The 19,911-nt window shown below is 69.1% G+C and carries 21 protein-coding genes; 8 read left to right on the top strand and 13 right to left on the bottom strand.

Translation table 11 applies throughout. The features are described 5' to 3' along the window. Positions 1 to 58 precede the first annotated feature (58 nt). Together BFN01_RS04385 and BFN01_RS15390 are read left to right on the top strand one after the other, a co-directional pair. Positions 59 to 757, top strand: a complete 699-nt coding sequence (locus BFN01_RS04385; RefSeq protein WP_071642093.1) for an NRDE family protein — start codon at positions 59 to 61, stop codon at positions 755 to 757. A 135-nt stretch (positions 758 to 892) separates the two neighbouring features. After that, positions 893 to 1,039 (top strand): hypothetical protein, encoded by a 147-nt coding sequence (locus BFN01_RS15390; RefSeq protein ID WP_177243800.1) that lies wholly within the window; start codon positions 893 to 895, stop codon positions 1,037 to 1,039. 233 nt (positions 1,040 to 1,272) lie between these two features. Here the strand turns inward: BFN01_RS15390 and BFN01_RS04380 are convergent, their stop codons facing one another. The 7 genes from BFN01_RS04380 to BFN01_RS04350 all read right to left on the bottom strand — a co-directional run bounded on the left by BFN01_RS04380 (position 1,273) and on the right by BFN01_RS04350 (position 9,587). Then, positions 1,273 to 2,403 carry a glycerate kinase gene (locus tag BFN01_RS04380; protein ID WP_071641993.1) on the bottom strand — a complete coding sequence of 377 codons (1,131 nt, stop codon included), beginning with the start codon at positions 2,401 to 2,403 and terminating at the stop codon, positions 1,273 to 1,275. 17 nt (positions 2,404 to 2,420) lie between these two features. After that, entirely contained in the window at positions 2,421 to 4,208 is a 1,788-nt protein-coding gene (gene gcl / locus BFN01_RS04375; RefSeq protein WP_071641991.1) for a glyoxylate carboligase, read from the bottom strand. A gap of 19 nt (positions 4,209 to 4,227) precedes the next feature. Further along, entirely contained in the window at positions 4,228 to 5,106 is an 879-nt protein-coding gene (locus BFN01_RS04370) for a 2-hydroxy-3-oxopropionate reductase (protein WP_071641989.1), read from the bottom strand. A gap of 28 nt (positions 5,107 to 5,134) precedes the next feature. Further along, positions 5,135 to 5,920, bottom strand: coding sequence for a hydroxypyruvate isomerase family protein (locus BFN01_RS04365; protein WP_071641987.1), 786 nt, complete (start codon positions 5,918 to 5,920; stop codon positions 5,135 to 5,137). Between the two features lie 186 nt (positions 5,921 to 6,106). Then, entirely contained in the window at positions 6,107 to 6,919 is an 813-nt protein-coding gene (locus tag BFN01_RS04360; RefSeq protein ID WP_143187152.1) for a bifunctional allantoicase/(S)-ureidoglycine aminohydrolase, read from the bottom strand. After that, positions 6,916 to 8,181 carry an aldolase/citrate lyase family protein gene (locus BFN01_RS04355; protein WP_071641983.1) on the bottom strand — a complete coding sequence of 422 codons (1,266 nt, stop codon included), beginning with the start codon at positions 8,179 to 8,181 and terminating at the stop codon, positions 6,916 to 6,918. The genes BFN01_RS04360 and BFN01_RS04355 overlap by 4 nt, the downstream gene beginning before the upstream one ends. 5 nt (positions 8,182 to 8,186) lie before the next feature. Continuing rightward, positions 8,187 to 9,587 (bottom strand): NAD-dependent malic enzyme, encoded by a 1,401-nt coding sequence (locus BFN01_RS04350; protein WP_071641981.1) that lies wholly within the window; start codon positions 9,585 to 9,587, stop codon positions 8,187 to 8,189. A 194-nt stretch (positions 9,588 to 9,781) separates the two neighbouring features. Between BFN01_RS04350 and BFN01_RS04345 the strand changes: the two genes are divergently transcribed. Together BFN01_RS04345 and BFN01_RS04340 are read left to right on the top strand one after the other, a co-directional pair. Then, a complete protein-coding gene (locus tag BFN01_RS04345) occupies positions 9,782 to 10,549 on the top strand; it encodes an IclR family transcriptional regulator (RefSeq protein WP_071641979.1) in 768 nt (255 codons plus the stop codon). A 22-nt stretch (positions 10,550 to 10,571) separates the two neighbouring features. Further along, a complete protein-coding gene (locus BFN01_RS04340; protein WP_071641977.1) occupies positions 10,572 to 11,321 on the top strand; it encodes an SDR family oxidoreductase in 750 nt (249 codons plus the stop codon). A gap of 37 nt (positions 11,322 to 11,358) precedes the next feature. Here the strand turns inward: BFN01_RS04340 and pucL are convergent, their stop codons facing one another. The 5 genes from pucL to BFN01_RS04315 all read right to left on the bottom strand — a co-directional run bounded on the left by pucL (position 11,359) and on the right by BFN01_RS04315 (position 14,652). After that, the gene (pucL, locus tag BFN01_RS04335) at positions 11,359 to 12,252 is read right to left on the bottom strand and encodes a factor-independent urate hydroxylase (protein ID WP_071641975.1); all 894 of its coding nucleotides are present in this window, start codon (positions 12,250 to 12,252) and stop codon (positions 11,359 to 11,361) included. Positions 12,253 to 12,261: 9 nt separating this feature from the next. Continuing rightward, positions 12,262 to 12,603: a hydroxyisourate hydrolase gene (gene uraH / locus BFN01_RS04330; RefSeq protein WP_071641973.1), complete on the bottom strand. Its 342-nt coding sequence runs from the start codon at positions 12,601 to 12,603 to the stop codon at positions 12,262 to 12,264. Positions 12,604 to 12,615: 12 nt separating this feature from the next. After that, positions 12,616 to 13,104 carry a 2-oxo-4-hydroxy-4-carboxy-5-ureidoimidazoline decarboxylase gene (gene uraD, locus BFN01_RS04325; RefSeq protein ID WP_071641971.1) on the bottom strand — a complete coding sequence of 163 codons (489 nt, stop codon included), beginning with the start codon at positions 13,102 to 13,104 and terminating at the stop codon, positions 12,616 to 12,618. Between the two features lie 177 nt (positions 13,105 to 13,281). Further along, positions 13,282 to 13,749 (bottom strand): thioredoxin-dependent thiol peroxidase, encoded by a 468-nt coding sequence (gene bcp, locus BFN01_RS04320; protein WP_071641969.1) that lies wholly within the window; start codon positions 13,747 to 13,749, stop codon positions 13,282 to 13,284. Between the two features lie 45 nt (positions 13,750 to 13,794). After that, a complete protein-coding gene (locus tag BFN01_RS04315) occupies positions 13,795 to 14,652 on the bottom strand; it encodes a CoA ester lyase (protein WP_071641968.1) in 858 nt (285 codons plus the stop codon). A gap of 215 nt (positions 14,653 to 14,867) precedes the next feature. Between BFN01_RS04315 and BFN01_RS04310 the strand changes: the two genes are divergently transcribed. From BFN01_RS04310 to allB, 3 genes are all read left to right on the top strand, one after another. Beyond that, complete coding sequence (locus BFN01_RS04310; protein ID WP_071641966.1) at positions 14,868 to 16,397, top strand: NCS1 family nucleobase:cation symporter-1; 1,530 nt, start codon at positions 14,868 to 14,870, stop codon at positions 16,395 to 16,397. Between the two features lie 23 nt (positions 16,398 to 16,420). Further along, on the top strand, positions 16,421 to 17,146 hold the full coding sequence (locus tag BFN01_RS04305) for an aspartate/glutamate racemase family protein (RefSeq protein ID WP_071641964.1): 726 nt from the start codon (positions 16,421 to 16,423) through the stop codon (positions 17,144 to 17,146). A 69-nt stretch (positions 17,147 to 17,215) separates the two neighbouring features. Further along, positions 17,216 to 18,613, top strand: a complete 1,398-nt coding sequence (gene allB / locus BFN01_RS04300) for an allantoinase AllB (RefSeq protein WP_071641959.1) — start codon at positions 17,216 to 17,218, stop codon at positions 18,611 to 18,613. 61 nt (positions 18,614 to 18,674) lie between these two features. Here the strand turns inward: allB and BFN01_RS04295 are convergent, their stop codons facing one another. Then, positions 18,675 to 19,643 (bottom strand): GlxA family transcriptional regulator, encoded by a 969-nt coding sequence (locus BFN01_RS04295; RefSeq protein WP_071641957.1) that lies wholly within the window; start codon positions 19,641 to 19,643, stop codon positions 18,675 to 18,677. 99 nt (positions 19,644 to 19,742) lie between these two features. On the opposite strand from BFN01_RS04295, the gene BFN01_RS15385 reads away from it, so the two are divergent. Further along, complete coding sequence (locus tag BFN01_RS15385) at positions 19,743 to 19,886, top strand: hypothetical protein (RefSeq protein ID WP_177243799.1); 144 nt, start codon at positions 19,743 to 19,745, stop codon at positions 19,884 to 19,886. Positions 19,887 to 19,911: the final 25 nt, after the last annotated feature.

Genomic DNA, 19,911 nt, shown 5'->3' with positions numbered 1-19,911 from the left:
CAGGCTGCCGGCGCAGACAGCTCCGGCGCGCCCCGGTCCCCCGCCTAGACTCGTGCTCGTGTGCACCGTCGTGATCGATGTCGCCCCCTCTCCCGGCGAAGGCGCGCGGCTGCTGGCCGTGCGGGACGAGGATCCCGATCGCCCCTGGGACGACCTCGGACAGTGGTGGCCCGACACCCATCCCGGGGTGGTCGGCATCCGCGATCGTCGGGCCGGCGGGGCGTGGCTCGCCGCCGATCCCGCCGTCGGACGCCTCGCCGTGCTGCTCAATCGCGCGGACGTGCTCGGCCTCCCGGAGAGCGACGTGCGCTCGCGCGGCTCGCTGGCCTTGGAGTCGGTCGCCGGACGCTCCCCGCAGGGACACCCGCCCATGCACGGCTTCAACCTGCTCGAGGTGACTGCGCAGGCATCCCGCGTGCTGTCGTGGGACGGCGTCGAGCTGCGCGAGACGGCGGTGCCCGCGGGAGTGCACATGATCGCCCACGACGACCTGGACGATCCGGGCACGGCGCGCATCGATGCGTGGCTGCCGCGATTCGCCGCGGCCGCCGACCGGGCGCCCGCGTGGGACGAGCGCTGGGTCGCGGTGCTCGCGGAGAGCGCGAGCCTCTCGCCCGAGGACGACCGGGCGATCGTGCGCGACAACCGCGCGCACGGATATCCGACGATGTCGCTGCTATTCTGCACGGCAGAGGTGGCGCCGGGATCGCTGCAGGTGACCTCTCGGGTGCTCGCCGATCCGGGGCGCTGGGGCTGACGACTCGCCGGCACCGCAGCGCAATCCGGCGTCACAGCTGCCGAGAGGGTATTGACTCTCCGGCGCACCTGTGCGTACTCTTTTCATACAGCAAGATGATTATTTCGCTTTATGGAAACAGAAACGGAGAGGGACGTGAGCGCACATCCGACCGAGGCGAGCGGGCACGTCCCGTCCGCTGAGCACCCGTCGGTCAACATCGACCCGGACTTCCACCTGCCCGCAGGCCAGGGCAACGGCTTCATCCGCGCGTTCCGCGTCCTCTTCCCGAAGGCGGCCTGAGGACCCACGCGCGACAGAGGGGATCGGCTCCGCCCACCGGCGGTCCGGTCCCCTTCGCGCATCCCCCGCCGAGTGGGCCCGAATGGTCGCATCCCCCGCCGCGAGGCGNNCGGCTCGACACGGGAACCCACTCCCGGCGCACCCACGCCTCGAGTGGGCCCGAACGGCCGCATCCCACGCCGCGAGGCGACCACACGGGCCCACCCCGCACGCCGATGCAGCCAGGCGCGGGCTCAGCGCGCGGTGAGAGCACCCAGGTCGGCGGCGATCGTGCGGCCCACCTCGCGCAGCAGGGGCACCGCGTTCGCCATGCTCTTCGCAGGCTCGGGCTCGATGTCGCTCAGTGCGTAGACCCGGGCGAAGCCCGCGGACGCCGCCTGCGCGGCATCCAGAGTCGCGCGACCGCACACCGCGACGACGGGCTTGCCCGCCCTGGCCGCGGCGGCCGAGACGCCCAGGGGCGTCTTGCCACCCAGACTCTGATCGTCGAGGCTGCCCTCGCCGGTGATGACGAGGTCGGCGTCGGCGATGCGCGCCTCGAGACCGATGAGGCGCTGGATGACGTCGATGCCGGGCTCGCGCACGGCGCCGAGCACCGCGAGGGCGGCGTAGCCGACGCCACCGGCCGCGCCTGCTCCGGGCGCGGATGCCGAGGCGCGCACCCCGGGCAGCGCGTCGACGAGCTCTGCCAGACGCGAGAGGCCCGCCTCGAGGACCGCGACATCATCGGCGCTCGCCCCCTTCTGCGGCGCGAAGACCGCGGCGGCCCCCCGCTCTCCGAGGAGGGGATTGTCGACGTCGGCGGCCAGCACGACGCTGACCGCGGTGAGTCGAGGGTCGAGACCCGTGAGGTCGGCCGAGACCAGCTCGACCAGGCCCGCGCCACCGGGGCGGACGGGCCGGTCCTCGGTGCGCAGTGCGGCACCCAGGGCCTGCAGCATGCCCGCGCCGCCGTCGGTGCAGGCGCTGCCGCCCACGCCGAGCACGATCGAGGTCGCTCCTCGGTCCAGTGCCGCGGCGATCAGCTCGCCCGCACCGCGGCTGGTCGCACCGAGGGCATCCTTCTCGCCGTCCGGCAGCACGTCCAGACCGCTGGCCGCCGCCATCTCGATGATGGCCTGACCATCGCGCAGGGCGAAGGTGGCATCCACCGGACGCCCGGTGGGACCGGTCACCGAGACCGTCACCGGCGTGAATCCGCTCGCGACGGCCGCGTCGACCGTGCCCTCGCCGCCGTCGGCGACCGGAGCCGCGTCGACGACGGCATCCGGGATGATCTCCCGGATGCCGTCGGCGAGCGCCGCCGCCACCTCGGAGCCCGTCGCCGAGCCCTTGAACTTGTCAGAGGCGATGAGGATGCGCATGTCGTACTCGGAACCGATCAGTCGAGCAGGGCGTAGATCGCCTCAGGAGCGTCGGCCGGCGATGCCGCGAGGTCCTCGAACTCGTTCATCGTGTCGAGGTCGGCACCCATCGCGATGTTCGTCACGCGCTCGAGGATGACCTCGACCACCACGGGCACCTGGAACTCGTCGCGCAGGCGCGCGGCCTCGGCGAACCCGGCGGCGAGCTCTTCGGGGCGCTCCACGCGGATCGCCTTGCAGCCGAGGCCCTCGGCGACCTTGACGTGGTCGACTCCGTACCCGGTGGCGACGCTGTCGGGGTCGTACGGGGTGTTGACGTTGTCGAACGCGAGCGAGACCTCGTAGTCCATCTCGAAGCCGCGCTGGGACTGACGGATCAGACCGAGGTAGCTGTTGTTGACCACGACGTGGATGTACGGCAGCTTGTGCTGCGCGCCCACGGCGAGCTCTTCGATCATGAACTGGAAGTCGTAGTCGCCCGACAGGGCGACGACCTGCTCACCCGGCTTGCCGCGCACGACGCCGAGGGCGGCGGGACCGGTCCAGCCGAGGGGGCCGGCCTGGCCCGCGTTGATCCACTTGCGGGGACCGTAGACGTGCAGCAGCTGGGCTCCGGCGATCTGCGACAGGCCGATCGTCGTGACGAAGGTGGTGTCGCGATCGAACGCCGTGAGCATCTCCTGGTAGACGCGGTGCGGCTTCATGGGCACGTTGTCGAAGTTGGTCTTGCGCTGCAGACGCGCCTTGCGGTCGCGGCACTCCTCGGCCCAGCCGTTGTAGTCGGGCAGCTCGGCCACCCGGTCGCGTGCGGCCTCGAGCAGCACGTCCATGAACGCGCCGGCATCGGAGACCACGCCGTAGTCGGGTGCGAACACCCGGCCGATCTGGGTCGGCTCGATGTCGACGTGCACGAAGGTGCGGCCCTTGCGGTACGTGTCGAGCCCACCGGTGTGGCGGTTGGCCCAGCGGTTGCCGATGCCGAGCACGAAGTCGCTCTCGAGGAAGCTCGCGTTGCCGTAGCGCTGCGAGGTCTGGATGCCGACCAGGCCGGCTGCCAGCGGGTGGTCGTCGGCGATCGCGCCCCAGCCCATCAGGGTCGGCACGACCGGCACGCCGAGGGTCTCGGCCAGCTCGACGAGCTTGTCGGACGCGCCGGAGTTGACGATGCCGCCGCCCGCGACGATGACGGGGTGCTTCGACGCGGTGAGCATGTCGAGCACCTTCTCGGCCTGCGCACGAGTGGCGACGGGCTTGGCGACCGGCAGCGGCTCGTACGTGTCGATGTCGAACTCGATCTCGGTCATCTGCACGTCGAACGGCAGATCGATCAGCACGGGACCGGGGCGGCCCGAGCGCATGATCTGGAAGGCGCTCTGGAACACGCCGGGAACCTGCGCACCCTCGAGCACCGTCTTGGCGAACTTGGTCACCGGCTTCGCGATGGACGCGATGTCGACGGCCTGGAAGTCCTCCTTGTCGAGCTTCGCCACCGGCGCCTGTCCGGTGATGCACAGCATCGGGATGCTGTCGGCGATCGCCGCGTACAGACCGGTGATCATGTCGGTGCCGGCGGGGCCCGACGTGCCGAGGCAGACGCCGATGCGTCCGTCGCCCGTGCGGCTGTAGCCGTCGGCCATGTGCGAGGCGCCCTCGACGTGGCGCGCGAGGGTGTGCCGGATGCCGCCGCCTGCGCGCATCGCGGAGTACAGGGGGTTGATGGCGGCTCCGGGCAGGCCGAACGCCTCGTCGGCGCCCTCCTTGATCAGGATCTGGACGATGGCGTCCACTGCGCGCATGCGGGTCATGATGTTCTGTCCTTAATTCTTACTCGCGGCCGGAGAGCTCTGCGGTGAGCTTGAAGAGGCCGGAGTGGTCGAGGCCGCCGTCGCCGCGGGCGACGAGCGAGGTGACGAGCTGGGCGACAGCCGAGCCGAGGGGCACGCTCACGCCGGCGCCGCGCGCCGCGGCGGTGACGATGCCGAGGTCCTTGTTGTGCAGGGCCAGGCGGAAGCCGGGGGCGAAGTCGCGGTCGAGCATCTTCTGCCCCTTCTGGTCGAGGACCTTCGAGCCGGCGAGACCGCCGCCGAGGACCTTGAGGGCGGCGTCGGTGTCGACGCCGTAGGCCTCGAGGAAGACGATCGCCTCGCTGAGGGCCTGGATGTTGACGGCGACGATGAGCTGGTTGGCCGCTTTCACGGTCTGACCGGCACCCGCAGGGCCGACGTGCACGATGGTCTTGCCGATGGCCTGCAGGATGGGCTCCGCCTTGGCGAAGTCCTCCGGCGAGCCGCCGGTCATGATCGAGAGGACGCCGTCGATGGCGCCCTGCTCGCCACCCGAGACGGGCGCGTCGACGACGCCGAGACCGGCGGCGATGGCCTCCTCGGCCAGCTCCTTGGCGACGTCGGGGCGGATCGAGGAGTTGTCGATCCAGAGAGCGCCCTTCTTCGCGTTGGCGAAGACGCCCTCGGGGCCCTGCACGACGTCGGCGACATCAGGGGAGTCGGGGACCATCGTGATGATCACGTCGGCGTCCTTGACACCCTCGGCGACGCTGGCGGCGCCGTTGCCACCCGCATCGACGAGCTTCTGGACGGCCTCGGGGCTGCGGTTCACGCCGGTGACCGTGTAGCCCGCCTTGACGAGGTTCTTCGCCATGGGCAGGCCCATGATGCCGAGACCGATGATGGTGATGTTGGTCATGTCGTCGCTCCTTCGCGGAAGTGGGATGTCAGTTCCTGGTCCAGGCGAACGGGTCGTCCTGGGTGGCCTTGTACTCGAGACCGATGACGCCGTCGTATCCGCCGGCGCGCGCTGCCTCGATCCATTCGGTCAGCGGCAGCTCTCCCGTGCCGGGCTCGCCGCGACCGGGGGCGTCGGCGATCTGGATGTGACCGAACTCGCCGGCGTGCTCGGCGACGACGGCGGCCACGTCGTCGCCGTTGACGGCGAGGTGGTAGAAGTCGGCGAGCAGGCGGATGTTGTCGACGCCGTGCTCGTCCTTGACGCGGGCGATGATCGCGAGCGCGTCGGCGGCGGTCTTCAGCGGATACGCGTCTGCGCCGGAGACCGGCTCCAGCAGCACGATGCCCCCGATGCGGGAGACGGCCTTGCCGGCGATCGCGAGGTTCTCGACAGCGAGGTCGTCCTGCGTCTTCTCGTCGACGCCGTCCTGGCGCAGGCCGTAGAGGGCGTTGAACGCCGTGGTGCCGGTGCGCTCGCCGATGCCGACGACGACGTCGACGTTGGCGCGGAACTCGCCCTCGCGGCCCACCCACGAGACGAGCCCGCGGTCGCCCGCCGGCATGTCTCCGGCGAAGAAGTTGAGTCCGGTGAGCCGCACCCCTGCGTCGTCGATGGCGGCGACGAACGCGTCGACCTCCTGCTGCTCGGGAACGGCCGACAAGAACGGCCACCAGAACTCGACGGCGTCGAACCCGGCGGCCTTGGCCGCGGCGGGACGCTCGTTCACGGGGAGGTCGGTCAGCAGGATCGACGCGTTGACGGTGTAGCTCATGATCGTCCTTGGTTTCGTATTGCGGAAGAAAAGTTCCTAGTAATGAAAGGTTAGGCGGGGGCTGAGGTGGTGTCAACGACGACGGCGCGACATTCCAGCATCCGGAACCGGCAGGAAGAGCGAACGCACCCGCCGGGTGCCCGACGGGTGCGTTCGCTCGTCACCGGCACGGCCGGCGTGACCGGCTCAGGTCAGCTTGATCTGGCGGTTCATGTCCTTGTACAGCAGGTAGCGGAAGTCGCCAGGGCCCCCGGCGTAGCAGGCCTGCGGGCAGAACGCGCGCAGCAGCATGTAGTCACCGGCCTCGACCTCGACCCAGTCGCCGTTGAGGTGGTAGACGGCCTTGCCCTCGAGCACGAACAGACCGTGCTCCATGACGTGCGTCTCGGCGAACGGGATCGATCCGCCCGGCTTGAAGGTGACGATGTTCACCTGCATGTCGTGCGCCATGTCGCTCGAATCGGCGAAGCGGGTGGTGAGCCACGCGTCGGTGCCCACCATCGGGGTGGGCTCGATGTCCTGGTCGCGGGTGACGAAGGATGCCGGTGCGTCGACGCCCTCGAGCCACTCGTACGCCTTGCGGATCCAGTGGAAGCTGGTGATCTCGTCGCCCTCGTTCTTCAGCGACCAGTCCGCACCGGGCGCGAGGAAGGCGTAGCCGCCCTCTTCCAGCACGTGCGTCTCGCCGTCGAGGGTGAGGGTGAGCTTTCCGGTGGTGACGAAGATGACGCCCTCGACACCGGCCTCGGGCTCGGGCTTCGCGGCCTCCCCACCGGGGGAGATCTCGACGATCAGCTGCGAGAAGGTCTGCGCCGAGCTCGGGGTGGGCTTGGCGATGATCCAGGCGCGGGTGTTGCTGAACCCGGGCAGGCTGCTGGTGACGATGTCGCGCAGCACGCCCTTCGGGATCACCGTGTACGCGAGCTTGACGATCGCGCGGTCGGTGAGCAGGTCGGTCTGCGGCGGCAGACCGCCGGTCGGGGTGTAGTAGGACATCAGGCCTCCTTGGTGACGAGTTTCGGGTGTGCGAGCCTGGTCAGCTCTGCGGGCGAGGCGCCGGTCGACGAGCGCACCTCGTCTTCGGTGAGCGCGCCGCACTCCAGGCCGCGAACGACGAAGCGGGCGAGAGCGCGCGCGGTGGCGGGCTCGTCCATGATCGTCGCATCGCTGCCGTGCAGGTAGTTGTCGAGCCGGCGCGCGGCCGCCTCGAATCCCTCGCGGTAGAACGCGTAGGTCGCGAGGTACCGGGTGGGCAGCTGGTTGGCGTGCAGATCCCAGCCCTGGTAGTAGCCGCGCTCGAGCGAGCGCCGCACCAGGCGGGCGTGCAGCTTCCAGGCATCCGCCGCCTTCTCACCCACGGGGATGACGTTGGTCGACCCGTCCGAGAGCCGCACGCCGGTCTCGGCGACGGCGACCTGCATGACCTGCTTGGCGTAGTCGGCGGCCGGATGCTCCATCGACTGGTACGCGGCGGCGATCTGCAGCGAGGCGCTGTAGTCGTAGGTGCCGTAGTGCAGCGCCGAGATGCGTCCCGCACCGTGATGCAACAGCGTGGCGACGGGGATCGTCCCGTCGGCGGCGACGATGAGCTGCGGCGTCTCCATCTGCACCTCGAAGCGCAGGCGACCGGATGCCAGGCCCAGTCGCTCCTCGAAGCGCTCGCAGAGCGCGACCGTCGCCTCGACCTGCGCGACGGTGGTCACCTTCGGCAGGGTGAGGATCAGTCCGTCCGGCAGGGGGCCGGCGGCGGCGAGGGTGGTGACGAAGCGGTCGAGCGTGCGGATGCCGCGCCGCCTGGTCGGCGCCTCGAAGCACTTGAACCGGATGCCGATGAACGGCGTCGCGGTGCCTGCGGCGACGGCCTCGGCCACGCGCTCGGCGGCGAGGATGGCGTCTGCGTCCTCCTCGTCGTCGTCGCGGGTGCCGTAGCCGTCCTCGAAGTCGAGACGGAGGTCTTCGACGGGCTCGCGGCGCAGCTTGGCATCCACCAGCGGAGCCAGCTGGTCGGCGAGGTGACCCAGCCCGACCGACGCGGCGAGCGCGGCCGTGCCGCCGGCCGCCTCGACGGCCGCGATCGCGTCCGCTCCGAGGCGGGCCGGCAGGTCCCGGTCGAAGCGGTCGGCCGGCACGTACAGCGTGTGCACGGGCTGACGGCTGCCGTCATCGCCGGGGTAGGAGCCCGAGAGGAGTGCGTCGGTCTGCGCGAGGCGCGCGTCGATGTCTGCGAAGTCGTCTTCGCGCAGCGATGTGTTGGCTGACACCCGGCTCACTCCCTGTCTGCGGCGGCCGACTCGACGACCCGGACGATGGCGTCGGCGACGGCGCCGGCGACCAGCGGGTCGAACACGCTCGGGATGATGAAGCTCGCGTTGAGCTCATCCTCTTCGACGCGCGACGCGATGGCGTATGCCGATGCGACCAGCATAGGTGCGGTGATGTCGGACACGCCCGCGTCGAGCAGCCCGCGGAAGACGCCGGGGAAGGCGAGCACGTTGTTGATCTGGTTGGGGAAGTCGCTGCGACCGGTGGCCACGATGGCGGCGTGCTTGGACGCCACGACGGGGTCGACCTCGGGGGTCGGGTTGGCCATCGCGAACACGATCGCGTCATCCGCCATCGCGGCGATGTCGGCCTCGTCGAGCACGTTCGGAGCGCTCACGCCGATGAACACGTCTGCGCCGACCATGGCCTCCTTCAGGGTGCCCTGGAAGCCGCGCGGGTTGGTGGTCGCGGCGATCTCGCGGCGGTGCGCGTCGGCGTACTCGACACCGGCGACGATCGCGCCGTCGCGCCCGCAGGCCACGAGGTCCTTCGCGCCCTCGGCGAGCAGCAGCTGGATGATCGCGTTGCCCGCGGCTCCGACGCCGGAGACGACGATGCGGATGTCCTCGATCGTCTTGTTCACGACCTTGAGGGCGTTGACGAGGGCGGCGAGGGTGACGATCGCGGTGCCGTGCTGGTCGTCGTGGAAGACGGGGATGTCGAGCTCTTCGCGGAGCCTTGCCTCGATCTCGAAGCAGCGGGGAGCGGCGATGTCCTCGAGGTTCACGCCGCCGTAGACGGGGGCGATCGCCTTGACGATGCTGATGATCTCCTCGGTGTCCTTGGTGTCGAGGCAGACCGGCCACGCGTCGACGTTCGCGAACTGCTTGAACAGGGCGGCCTTGCCCTCCATGACGGGCAGTGCGGCCTCGGGACCGATGTCGCCCAGGCCGAGTACGGCGGTGCCGTCGGTGACCACGGCGATCGTGTTGCGCTTGATGGTGAGGTTGCGGGCCTTGCTCTTGTCCTCGGCGATGGCCATGCAGACCCGGGCGACGCCGGGGGTGTAGGCGCGCGAGAGGTCGTCGCGGTTGCGCAGCGGCACGCTGGGCACGACCTCGAGCTTGCCGCCGAGGTGCATGAGGAAGGTGCGGTCGCTGACCTGGCGCACGTGCACGCCGTCGAGTGCCTCCACGGCGTCGCGGATGCGGGTGGCGTGCTCGTCGTCGATCGTGTTGCAGGTGAGGTCGACGACGATGGAGGTCGGGTGCGACTCGACGACGTCGAGAGCGGTGATGGCGGCACCGGCGGATGCCGCGGCGGCGGCGAGCTCGCTGGTGACGCTGAAGTTCGAGGGAGCGTCGATACGCAGTGTGATCGAGTTACCGGGACCGGGGTTGGCCATGTTTCCTCTTCCCTGAGGTGCGCCGCGCGCATCCGCGCCGACTCACATTTGCTTGTGGACTTCTTCGCGCTTTCGCATCGTGGATACTGTTATCTATCTTACGAAAGTACGATGCAATCAACGATGAGGGATCACGCAGGATTTTCGCTCGCTCTTCTCGCATGATGGAATCGTCGGGTACCTAGGAGGACCTCATGGCCGAAAGCAAGACGCCGCGCAGCAGCGGATCCGGAGTCCAGTCCGTCGAGCGGGTGTTCGAGCTGCTCGAGCTGGTCACCGACGCCGGCGGCGACGTCACCCTCAGCGAGCTGGCATCGTCGACCGATCTGCCGCTGCCCACCATCCACCGCCTGCTGCGCACCCTGGTCTCGCTGGGGTACGCGCGTCAGCTGCCCAACCGCCGCTACGCGCTCGGGCCGCGGCTGATCCGCATCGGCGAGGGCGCGTCGCGCCAGTTCGGCGCCCTGGCGCGCCCGCAGCTGAAGACCCTCGTCGACGAGCTGGGCGAGAGCGCGAACATGGCGGTGCTCGACGGCAACATGATCGTGTACGTCGCCCAGGTGCCCTCGCTGCACTCGATGCGCATGTTCACGGAGGTCGGCCGGCGCGCCCACATGCACGACACCGGTGTCGGCAAGGCGATCCTCGCCCAGCTGCCCGACGACACCGTGCGCGGCATCGTCGCCCGCGCGGGCATGCCGACCCCGACGGAGTTCAGCATCGGCGACGTCGACGAGCTCATCGCCGAGCTCGACCGCATCCGCGAGCGCGGGTACGCGATCGACGACCAGGAGCAGGAGATCGGCGTGCGCTGCTTCTCGATGGCCGTCCCCGACGCACCGACCCCCACGGCCGTGTCGGTCTCCGGTCCGATCTCGCGCGTCGACGAGGCGTTCGGCGAGCGCGCCGTGCCCAAGCTGCGCATCGCCGCGCAGGCGATCAGCGCCGAGCTGGCATCCTGACGGCGGATCGGGGAGCGATCTGATGACGAACGGACGCGTCGCCGTGGTCACCGGTGCGGGGTCGGGCATCGGCCGCGCCGTGGCAGCGGCCATGCTCGAGGCCGGGTTCCGGGTGGCTCTCGCCGGTCGGAGGGCGGATGCCCTGCAGCAGAGCGCCGACGGGCATCCGAACGCTCTCGTCGTGCCCACCGACATCACCGTGCCCGCCGAGGTGGACGCGCTGTTCGCCCGCGTCGTGGCCGAGTGGGGCCGCGTGGATGTGCTGTTCAACAATGCGGGGATCTTCGGCCCTGTGGCATCCGCCGCCGACGTCGACCCCGTCGAGTGGCAGCGGACGATCGATGTGAACGTGACCGGCGCTCTGCTGTGCGCAGGAGCCGCGATGCGCACGATGATCGCGCAGCGGCCGTCGGGCGGCCGCATCATCAACAACGGGTCGATCTCGGCCCAGGTCCCGCGACCGCTCTCGGTCGCGTACGCGGTGAGCAAGCACGCCATCACCGGCCTCACCCGCTCCGTCGACCTCGACGGCCGAGCGCACGGTATCAGCTGCGGCCAGATCGACATCGGCAACGCCGCGACGCGGATCATGTCCGAGATCGGCGTCGGCTCCGGTGCATTGCAGGCCGACGGCTCGCGTCTGGTCGAGCCGACCTTCGACGTGGCCGACGCCGCGCGGGCTGTGCTTTTCATGGCGCAGCTGCCGCCCGAGGCGAACATCGCCTCTCTCACGGTGGCGGCCGCGGGGATGCCGTTCGGCGGCAGGGGCTGACGGGGTCAGCAGCCGGCCGAACGGCATCCGGTGCGGATCAGCAGAAGCCGGCGATGCCGTCCCACGACCAGTGGTCGGTGTCGGCGCCCTCGCGAAGGAACGACGCCTCGATCAGGCCGTACGGGCGGTCGGCGGCGTAGAACACCTCGTTGGGGTTCTCCAGGCCGAACGGCGACAGGTCGACCACGAAGTGGTGGCTGTTCGGGGTCGAGAAGCGGATCTCGTCGATCTCGGGGTGCGCTTCGAGGACGGCCTCGGCCATCTCCTTCAGCGTGTGCTGCAGGGCGTACGAGTAGTTGCGCGAGAACCCGGCGAGCAGCAGGCGGCGCACGTCCGCGAAGACCTCGTTGAAGTCGATGTCGGTGCGGTTGTAGCGCCACTTGGCGGTGACGGAGGTGGCGAGGATGCGGTCCTCGGTCTCGGCCAGGGTCGTGTACTTGTCCTTCGGGTACCCGACGAAGCCGCTCTGCGTCGACTTCAGCACCTTCAGGTCCTGCAGACCCGCGATGACGACCGTGTCGTCGCCGTCGATCTGCACGACCGAGGTGCGGGTCTCGGTGCCGCCGCGGACGAACGAGTGGTCGTGCTCGCCGCTGTCGCCCTGGATGCGCTGCCAGGTGTACTGCTCGGCCTCCCAGCGACCGCCGGTGATCCAGTCGAACTCGCCGGTGAAGTGGCGGCCGAGACGCAGCAGGAACTCCTCGGGGCTGCCGACGCCGTCCTTGGCGAAGGCGTAGACCGTGTTCTTCTGAGTGTCGGTCGGGACGACGTGCTCGTTGTTGCCCTCGAAGTGGGCGCTGTCGAGGTCTCCGCGCAGCTGCGAGGTGACGTTGAGGTCCTCGATCTCGTGACGGTCGGTGTCGCGCGTCACGCGGACGACGCGCACCTCGGCCTTGCCGTACTGGTTCTTGCCCAGAATGATGTTGGTCATGATTTCAACTCAGCTTCCTCGGTAAGTGGAATAGGCGAACGGGCTGAGCAGCAGCGGCACGTGGTAGTGCGCCTGCTCAGCGTCGACTTGGAAGGTCAACACCACCTCCGGGAAGAAGGTGTCCGTGTCGATGCCGGCGAAGTAGGCCGCCGTGTCGAACCGGAGTCGGTATGCACCGCTCTCCAACAGCGAAGGGCCCAGTTCTTTCACCCGCCCGTCAGCATCTGTGGATCCTGAACCGATCCCGACCCACTCGTCGCCCTGACGGGCTTCGAGCGCGACGGCGACGTCGGGCGCGGGGCGTCCGATCGAGGTGTCCAGGATGTGGGTGGTCACGTGGGAAACGCTCATGGTCGCGCTCCTTCAGCTCTCGAGGGCTGCCGCCAGACGCAGCGCTGCGATCTCACGCAGCTGCTGATCGACGACGGCGAGCTCCTGTTCGGGGGTGTTGCCCAGCCGCTGCTGCAGCAGGGCGAGGATCTCCTCGGCGGATCGTCCGGCCGCACGCACGAGGTACACGCGGTCGAACTTCTCCTCGTAGGCCTTGTTGCCGGCGGCCAGCTTGGCGGCGGCGTCAGCGTCGACACCCGGCTGCTCGCGGCGCGAGTGCGCGGCCTCGGCGGTGTGGCCCTGTGGCTTCTCGCCGATGCGCGGGTGATGCGCGAGTGCGCCGTCGATCTCGGCCTCGGTGAGCGGCGAGGCCGCCGTCGCAGCCGCGGCGGCGACCTGATCGACGCTCTGGTAAGGCCGGCCGTCGACGATCGCGTCGATCCAGCGGGCGATGTCCAGTGCCGGCTTCACGGTGGCGACGGCTTCTTCGCGAGGAGCCGCATTGAAGTTCTCGAGTGACATCTTCGATCCTCAAGCAGATGCTGGCATCCGGCGCGAAGGCTATACGGAAACCCCTGACGGAGTCTTCACGAGAAGGTTACTTCCGTATGCCGGAACTGTTATTTCAGCATGTGTAAACATTGTGCGCGCCGCCGGAGCTGTTGTCAACACCCCCGGCGGGCGTTTCACATCGTGGAGTCAGACCCCGAGCTCGGTGCGCAGACGGGCCACGTGACCCTCTGCATCCACACCATATTCTGCCCGCTGCACGATACCGTCGCCGTCGAGCACGAAGGTCGAGCGGATCACGCCGTCGAAGGTGCGCTCGCCCACCGTCTTCTCACCCCAGGCGCCCCACGCCTTGGCGACAGTGGCGTCACTGTCGGCGAGCAGCGGGAACGTGAGGTGCTCCGTCTCGGCGAACGAGCGGATCTCGTCGATCGAGTCGGGCGAGACGCCGATGACCGCGTAGCCGGCGGCGTCGAGCGCCGAGAGGCTGTCGCGGAAGTCGCACGCCTCGGTGGTGCAGCCGGGGGTGGCCGCCTTCGGGTAGAAGTAGACGACCACGTTGCGGCCGCGGTAGTCCGAGAGCGCGATGGTGCGACCGTCGGCGTCGGCGAGGGCGAAGTCGGGCGCCGTGCTGCCGGCGGTGAGCTTGTCGGTCATGATGACTCCGTTCTGTTCGGGGATGGATGCTGGGTCGCGGCGCTGTCAGCGCGCGACGGGGAGCACGTCGAAGGCCTCGGCGAGCTGCATGATCTTGCGGGCCCGGCCGAGGCGGGGCAGATCGCTGCCGTCTCGCACGATCCGCCCGCGGGCGTCGAAGTCGGCGAGGAACTCGTGTGCCCACTCGACGTCGGTGCGGGTGGGGCTGATGACCTCGTTGACGACGGGGGCCTGGTCGGCCGAGAGGCAGAGCTTCCCGGTCATGCCCATCGAGACGGTGGTGGCCGACTGCTCGCGCAGGATGGGATGGCTCGATCCGACCGTGGGACCGTCGATCGGACCGGGCAGGCCGCCGACCCGGCTCGAGATGACCAGGCGGGCACGCGGATAGGCCATGGCCTCGCGATCGGCCGACATGCCCGTGTCGCGGCGGAAGTCACCGCTTCCGAAGGCGAGGCGGAACACGCCCTTGGCCCGGGCGATCTCACTGGCGTTCTCGATTCCGATGGCCGACTCGACCAGCGCCACGATCGGGACACGGGCGCCGAGACGGTTGTAGGTGTCCATGACCTGACCCCCGAGCTCGGTCTTGGCGAGCATCACGCCCTGCAGACCCGGCGCCGTGCGCAGCTCCTCGATGTCGTCGGCCCAGTAGTCGCTGCCGGCGTCGTTGATGCGCACCCAGGCACGACCGCCCTCGCTCAGCCATCGCACCACATCGGCGCGGGCCGACTCCTTCTTGCTGGCGTCAACGGCATCCTCGATGTCCAGCACGACGGCGTCGGCGTGCGAGGCCGCCGCGGCGTCGAAGGTCTCGGGACGCGTGGCAGCCACGAGCAGCCACGAACGCGCGAGTTCGGGGGCGATCTCGCGTCGCGTAGTAGAGGTGAGTGAAGCGTTCATGCCAGTTCCGATCAACGAAAATCAAGTTCTGCTATACGAAAAGTCTAACGCGAGGGGTCACCCCGCGCCACAGCCCCGGAGTCCACTTGACAGGCGAGCCGCGCTGTGTTCGAATAACGTACTACGAAAGAATACTTTCGCAATACGAAATATCGGAGCAGAATCACATGCTCCACTCATTCCCGACGGCGTAGTCCGGATATTGGAGTCCCGCAATGGCAACCGAAGAGTACGCGCATCCGCGCAGCCGCGCTTCTGAAGGTCTCGACGAGGCCCCTTCGGGGACTTTCGCCGTTCAGATGGGTCTGAGCCCCCGTCTCTACAACAGCGACCTCGCGCCGACCACCCGTGAAGGGCGGCACTGGAGCGCCTACAGCATCTTCGCACTGTGGGCGAACGACGTGCACAGCCTCGGCAACTACGTCTGGGCGATCGGGCTCTTCTCGCTCGGCATGAGCGGCGGCGCGATTCTGGGGTCGCTGGCGTTCGGCGCCCTCTTCCTCTTCCTGCTCCTCACCCTGTCGGGATTCATGGGCGAGAAGACGGGTGTTCCGTTCCCCGTCATGAGCCGCATCTCCTTCGGCATCTACGGCGCGCAGATCCCCGCACTCCTGCGAGGCGGCGTCGCCATCGCCTGGTTCGGCATCCAGACGTATCTCGCCTCCCAGGTGCTGCAGGTCGTGATCATCGCTCTCCTCCCGGGCGCAGCCGCGTGGCAGCAGGGCTCGTTCCTCGGACTGTCGGGCCTCGGCTGGCTGACGTTCCTCGTGCTCTGGGTGCTGCAGTCGATCATCGTCAGCTACGGCATGGAGATGATCCGCAAGTACGAGGCCTTCGCCGGCCCCGTCATCCTCGCGACCTTCGTCGCACTCGCCGTCTGGGTCCTCGTCCAGGCCGACTTCCAGATCTCGTGGACGAACGACTCACCCCTGCAGGGAGCCGACCTCTGGCTGCACATGCTCGGCGGCGCATCGGCCTGGGTCGCCATCTACGGCACGTTCGTGCTCAACTTCTGCGACTTCACCCGCGGCGCCAGGTCCAAGAAGTCGATCGTGAAGGGCAACTTCTGGGGCATCCCGATCAACATGCTCTTCTTCGGCACCGTCGTCGTGGTGCTCGCGGGCGGCTCGTTCACGATCAACGGCGTCGCGATCGCCTCCCCCGCCGACGTCGTCGCCGCGATCCCGAACACCCTGCTGCTCGTGCTCGCCTCGCTCGCGCTGATCGTGCTCACGATCGCCGTGAACCTGATGGCGAACTTCGTCGCCCCGACGTACGCGCTCACCAACCTGTTCCCGCGGCACCTGAACTTCCGCAAGGCGGCGCTGCTCTCGGCGGTCATCGGCCTCGTGATCCTGCCGTGGAACATGTACAACTCGCCCGTCGTGATCGGCATCTTCCTGAACGGTCTCGGCGCTCTGCTGGGCCCGCTGTTCGGCATCATCATGGTCGACTACTGGCTCATCAAGAAGCAGCGCATCAACGTGCCCGAGCTCTACTCCGAGCACGTGACCGGCGAGTACTACTACGCCCGCGGCTTCAACCCGCGAGCCGTGATCGCCCTCGCCATCTCGGGTACCATCGCCCTGCTGCTGACCTTCGTGCCCGCCTTCCAGGTCGTGAGCCAGTTCTCGTGGTTCCTCGCCGCCGGTCTCGGCGCCATCGCGTACGGCATCCTCGCCGACCGCCGCGGCCCCTTCGCCGATGTCGAGGGCACCGACATCGCCGTCACCCCCACGCACTGATCGACAGCGAACGGAGAACACCCATGCGCATCCTGGTTGCGAACGTCAACACCACCCAGACGATGACCGACGGCATCGCCGAGGCGGCCCGAGCCGCCGCCTCGGCCGGCACCGAGATCATCGGCCTCACGCCGGACTTCGGGGCCGACTCGTGCGAGGGCAACTTCGACAGCTACCTCGCCGCCGTAGGAGTGATGGACAAGGTCGTGCGCTACGAGGGCGAGTACGACGCCGTCATCCAGGCGGGCTACGGCGAGCACGGGCGCGAAGGGCTGCAGGAGCTGCTCGACGTGCCCGTCGTCGACATCACCGAGGCGGCCGCCTCCACCGCGATGTACCTGGGCCGCACCTACTCGGTCGTCACGACCCTCGATCGTGCGGTTCCGCTGATCGAGGACCGCCTGATCCTCGCGGGCCTGCACGATCGCTGCGCGTCGGTGCGCTCCTCGGGGCTCGGAGTGCTCGAGCTCGAGAGCGACCCCGACCGCGCGGTCGAGGCCATCGCCGCCGAGGCGAAGCTCGCCGTCGAGGTCGACCGCGCCGAGGTCATCGTGCTGGGCTGCGGCGGCATGGCCGAGCTGAAGGACCGCATCGTCGAGCTGTGCGGCGTACCCGTCGTCGACGGCGTGCAGGCGGCGGTCGTCGTCGCCGAGGGCCTGGTCAATCTCGGCCTGAAGACCTCCAAGGTGCGCACCTACGCCCCTCCGCGCGCGAAGCGGATCACGGGTTTCCCCGGTCTCGTAGGCTGAGGCCACCCCGCACCCATCACCCCCACAGAACACAAGCCCGGCGGAGCGCCGGCAGAAGGGACGCGCGACATGTCGCACGAGACCGAAGAGCACGACGGGGAATCCGTCTCGCTCGATCCGACCGGCGAGCACTACGACCTCGTCATCCGCGGTGCGCGAGTGCTGACGACCGCGGGCATCCGCCCGCGCGAGGTGGGCGTGCGCGGCGGCGTCATCGTCGCCATGCAGCCGCTCGGCAACAATCTCGCCGGTGACGAGGTCATCGAGCTCGCCGACGACGAGACCCTGATCCCCGGCCTGGTCGACACACACGTGCACGTCAACGAGCCCGGCCGCACCGAGTGGGAGGGCTTCGCCTCCGCCACTCGCGCGGCCGCCGCCGGCGGCGTGACGACCATCATCGACATGCCGCTGAACAGCATCCCGCCGACCGTCAGCGTCGACGCGCTCGAGACCAAGCGCGAGGCCGCTCGCGGCCAGACCCACGTCGACGTGGGCTTCTGGGGCGGGGCGATCCCGGGCAACACGGCCGACCTGCGCCCGCTGCACGACGCCGGCGTGTTCGGCTTCAAGAGCTTCCTGCTGCACTCGGGTGTCGACGAGTTCCCCCCGCTCGACCCCGATGAGCTCGAGACGGACATGCGCGAGCTCGCCACCTTCGACTCGGTGATGATCGTCCACGCCGAGGACTCCCGTGCCATCGACCGTGCACCCCAGCCCGAGGGCGACGACTACGGCAAGTTCCTGGCCTCGCGTCCCCGTGGTGCCGAGAACCTCGCCATCGCCGAGGTCATCGAGCGCGCGCGCTGGACGGGCGGGCGGGCGCACATCCTGCACCTGTCTTCGTCTGACGCGCTGCCCATGCTGCGCAGCGCCAAGCGCGACGGGCTCAAGCTCACCGTCGAGACCTGCCCGCACTACCTGACGCTGACGGCCGAGGAGATCCCGCACGGCGCGACCGCCTTCAAGTGCTGCCCGCCGATCCGCGAGGCCGGCAACCGCGAGCAGCTGTGGCAGGGACTCGAAGACGGCACGATCGACTTCATCGTGTCGGATCACTCCCCCTCGACGCTCGACCTCAAGGACCTCGAGAACGGCGACTTCGCGGTTGCATGGGGCGGCGTCGCATCACTGCAGCTCGGCCTGTCGCTGATCTGGACCGAGGCGCGCCAGCGCGGACTGTCGCTCGAGACCGTCGTCGGCTGGATGAGCGAGCGCCCCGCGCAGTTCGCCGGCCTCACCGGCAAGGGACGCATCGCCCCTGGATACGACGCCGACTTCTCGATCTTCGCCGCCGACGACGCCTACGTGGTCGACGTCAAGAAGCTGCACCACAAGAACCCGCTCACCCCGTACCAGGGCAAGGCGCTCGCGGGTGTCGTGCGCAGGACGTGGCTGCACGGCGAGGTCATCGACTTCGAGAACGCCCGCGGTCGTCTGCTGCGCCGTGGCATGACCAACGCCTGAGCGCTCGAGCTGAGGTCGACAGAAGAGGTTCCCGCCGTCCGGCGGGAACCTCTTCTCCGTCTCAGGCGGGCATCAGCTCGTCCCGGCACGAGAAGCGCGCCCGGTAGGCGGTCGGCGTCGTGCCGAGAACCCGGGCGAAGTTCTGTCGCAGGATGGCCGCCGAGCCGAACCCGCTCTCTTCTGCGATGCGGTCGAGCCCGAAGTCGGTGCGCTCGAGCATTCGCTGCGCGCTGATCACCCGCTGGCGGGTCAGCCACGCGGCGGGCGTCGCCCCGAACTCGGCCTTGAACCGCCGCGCGAAGGTGCGCGCCGACATGTGCGCGTGGTCGGCCAGCTGGTCGACCGAGAGATCGTCGTGCAGGTTCTGCACCGCCCAGTCGGCCACGGATGCCAGCGACCCGCCCACATCGACCGGCAGCGGGCGGTCGATGTACTGAGCCTGACCGCCGTCGCGCTGCGGCGGCACGACCATGCGGCGCGCGATGCGCCCGGCCATCTCGGCGCCGAGCTCGATGCGCAGCAGGTGCAGGCACGCGTCGATGCCCGCGGCGGTCCCGGCGCTGCTGATGATGCGGCCGTCCTGCACGAAGAGCACGTCGGGATCGACGTCGATGAGCGGATACATCTCGGCCAGGGTGTGCGCGTACATCCAGTGGGTCGTCGCACGGCGTCCGTCGAGCACGCCGGCGGCGGCGAGCGCGAAAGAGCCGCTGCAGACGCTCATCACCCAGGCATCCCGTTCGACGGCCGACCTCGCCAGATCGATCAGCCTCGGATCCACATTCGTCCACTGACTGCGCGGCATGGGGCAGAAGATCACGAGGTCGGCCTCGTGGGCGAAGCTGAGGTCGTGCTCGACCTCGACCGCGAATCCGATCTTCGAGCGCACCAGCCCCGGCTCGGGGGCGACGACCCGGAAGTCGAAGTTCGGCACGCCGTCGTCCGCGCGATCGAGGCCGAAGGCCTCGCACGCGACGCCGAACTCGAACGGCGCGAAGCCGTTGTCGATAACGCAGGCGACGGTCTTCATCGGGGCTCTTCTCATGCGGTGGATGCTTGGCGGCAATCCTACGCATGATGACCTGTCTGCCACTAGTGGCAGTTCTGAACCGATCGTAGCGTTACTGCCATGTTCATCGTCATCATCATCGGCGCGCTGGCCCTCTGGGGTGCGGCGGCCACCATCGCCGAGCTCCGCCGCGACGGATTCCGTGCGACTCCGACCGACTGGGCGCGCGTCGCCGAGAACGACCGCACCGTTCCGACACGCTGACCCTGCCCGGGCATCCGGCGCCGAG

Source organism: Microbacterium sp. AR7-10 (genome assembly GCF_001878835.1).
Classification (GTDB): Bacteria; Actinomycetota; Actinomycetes; order Actinomycetales; family Microbacteriaceae; genus Microbacterium; species Microbacterium commune.
This window is presented reverse-complemented; position numbering and strand designations above follow the sequence as displayed.

Coding starts and splice junctions, on each gene's coding strand:
- BFN01_RS04305 (WP_071641964.1), top strand. CDS start 16,421: ATGCGCATCCTGGTTGCGAACGTCAACACCACCCAGACGATGACCGAC.
- uraD (WP_071641971.1), bottom strand. CDS start 13,104: ATGTCACTCGAGAACTTCAATGCGGCTCCTCGCGAAGAAGCCGTCGCC.
- BFN01_RS04370 (WP_071641989.1), bottom strand. CDS start 5,106: ATGACCAACATCACCATCATCGGTCTCGGCATCATGGGCCTGCCCATG.
- uraH (WP_071641973.1), bottom strand. CDS start 12,603: ATGAGCGTTTCCCACGTGACCACCCACATCCTGGACACCTCGATCGGA.
- BFN01_RS04310 (WP_071641966.1), top strand. CDS start 14,868: ATGGCAACCGAAGAGTACGCGCATCCGCGCAGCCGCGCTTCTGAAGGT.
- BFN01_RS15385 (WP_177243799.1), top strand. CDS start 19,743: ATGTTCATCGTCATCATCATCGGCGCGCTGGCCCTCTGGGGTGCGGCG.
- BFN01_RS04315 (WP_071641968.1), bottom strand. CDS start 14,652: ATGAACGCTTCACTCACCTCTACTACGCGACGCGAGATCGCCCCCGAA.
- pucL (WP_071641975.1), bottom strand. CDS start 12,252: ATGACCAACATCATTCTGGGCAAGAACCAGTACGGCAAGGCCGAGGTG.
- gcl (WP_071641991.1), bottom strand. CDS start 4,208: ATGACCCGCATGCGCGCAGTGGACGCCATCGTCCAGATCCTGATCAAG.
- bcp (WP_071641969.1), bottom strand. CDS start 13,749: ATGACCGACAAGCTCACCGCCGGCAGCACGGCGCCCGACTTCGCCCTC.
- allB (WP_071641959.1), top strand. CDS start 17,216: ATGTCGCACGAGACCGAAGAGCACGACGGGGAATCCGTCTCGCTCGAT.
- BFN01_RS04295 (WP_071641957.1), bottom strand. CDS start 19,643: ATGAAGACCGTCGCCTGCGTTATCGACAACGGCTTCGCGCCGTTCGAG.
- BFN01_RS04380 (WP_071641993.1), bottom strand. CDS start 2,403: ATGCGCATCCTCATCGCCTCTGACAAGTTCAAGGGCTCGGCGACGGGC.
- BFN01_RS04345 (WP_071641979.1), top strand. CDS start 9,782: ATGGCCGAAAGCAAGACGCCGCGCAGCAGCGGATCCGGAGTCCAGTCC.
- BFN01_RS04340 (WP_071641977.1), top strand. CDS start 10,572: ATGACGAACGGACGCGTCGCCGTGGTCACCGGTGCGGGGTCGGGCATC.
- BFN01_RS04365 (WP_071641987.1), bottom strand. CDS start 5,920: ATGAGCTACACCGTCAACGCGTCGATCCTGCTGACCGACCTCCCCGTG.
- BFN01_RS04350 (WP_071641981.1), bottom strand. CDS start 9,587: ATGGCCAACCCCGGTCCCGGTAACTCGATCACACTGCGTATCGACGCT.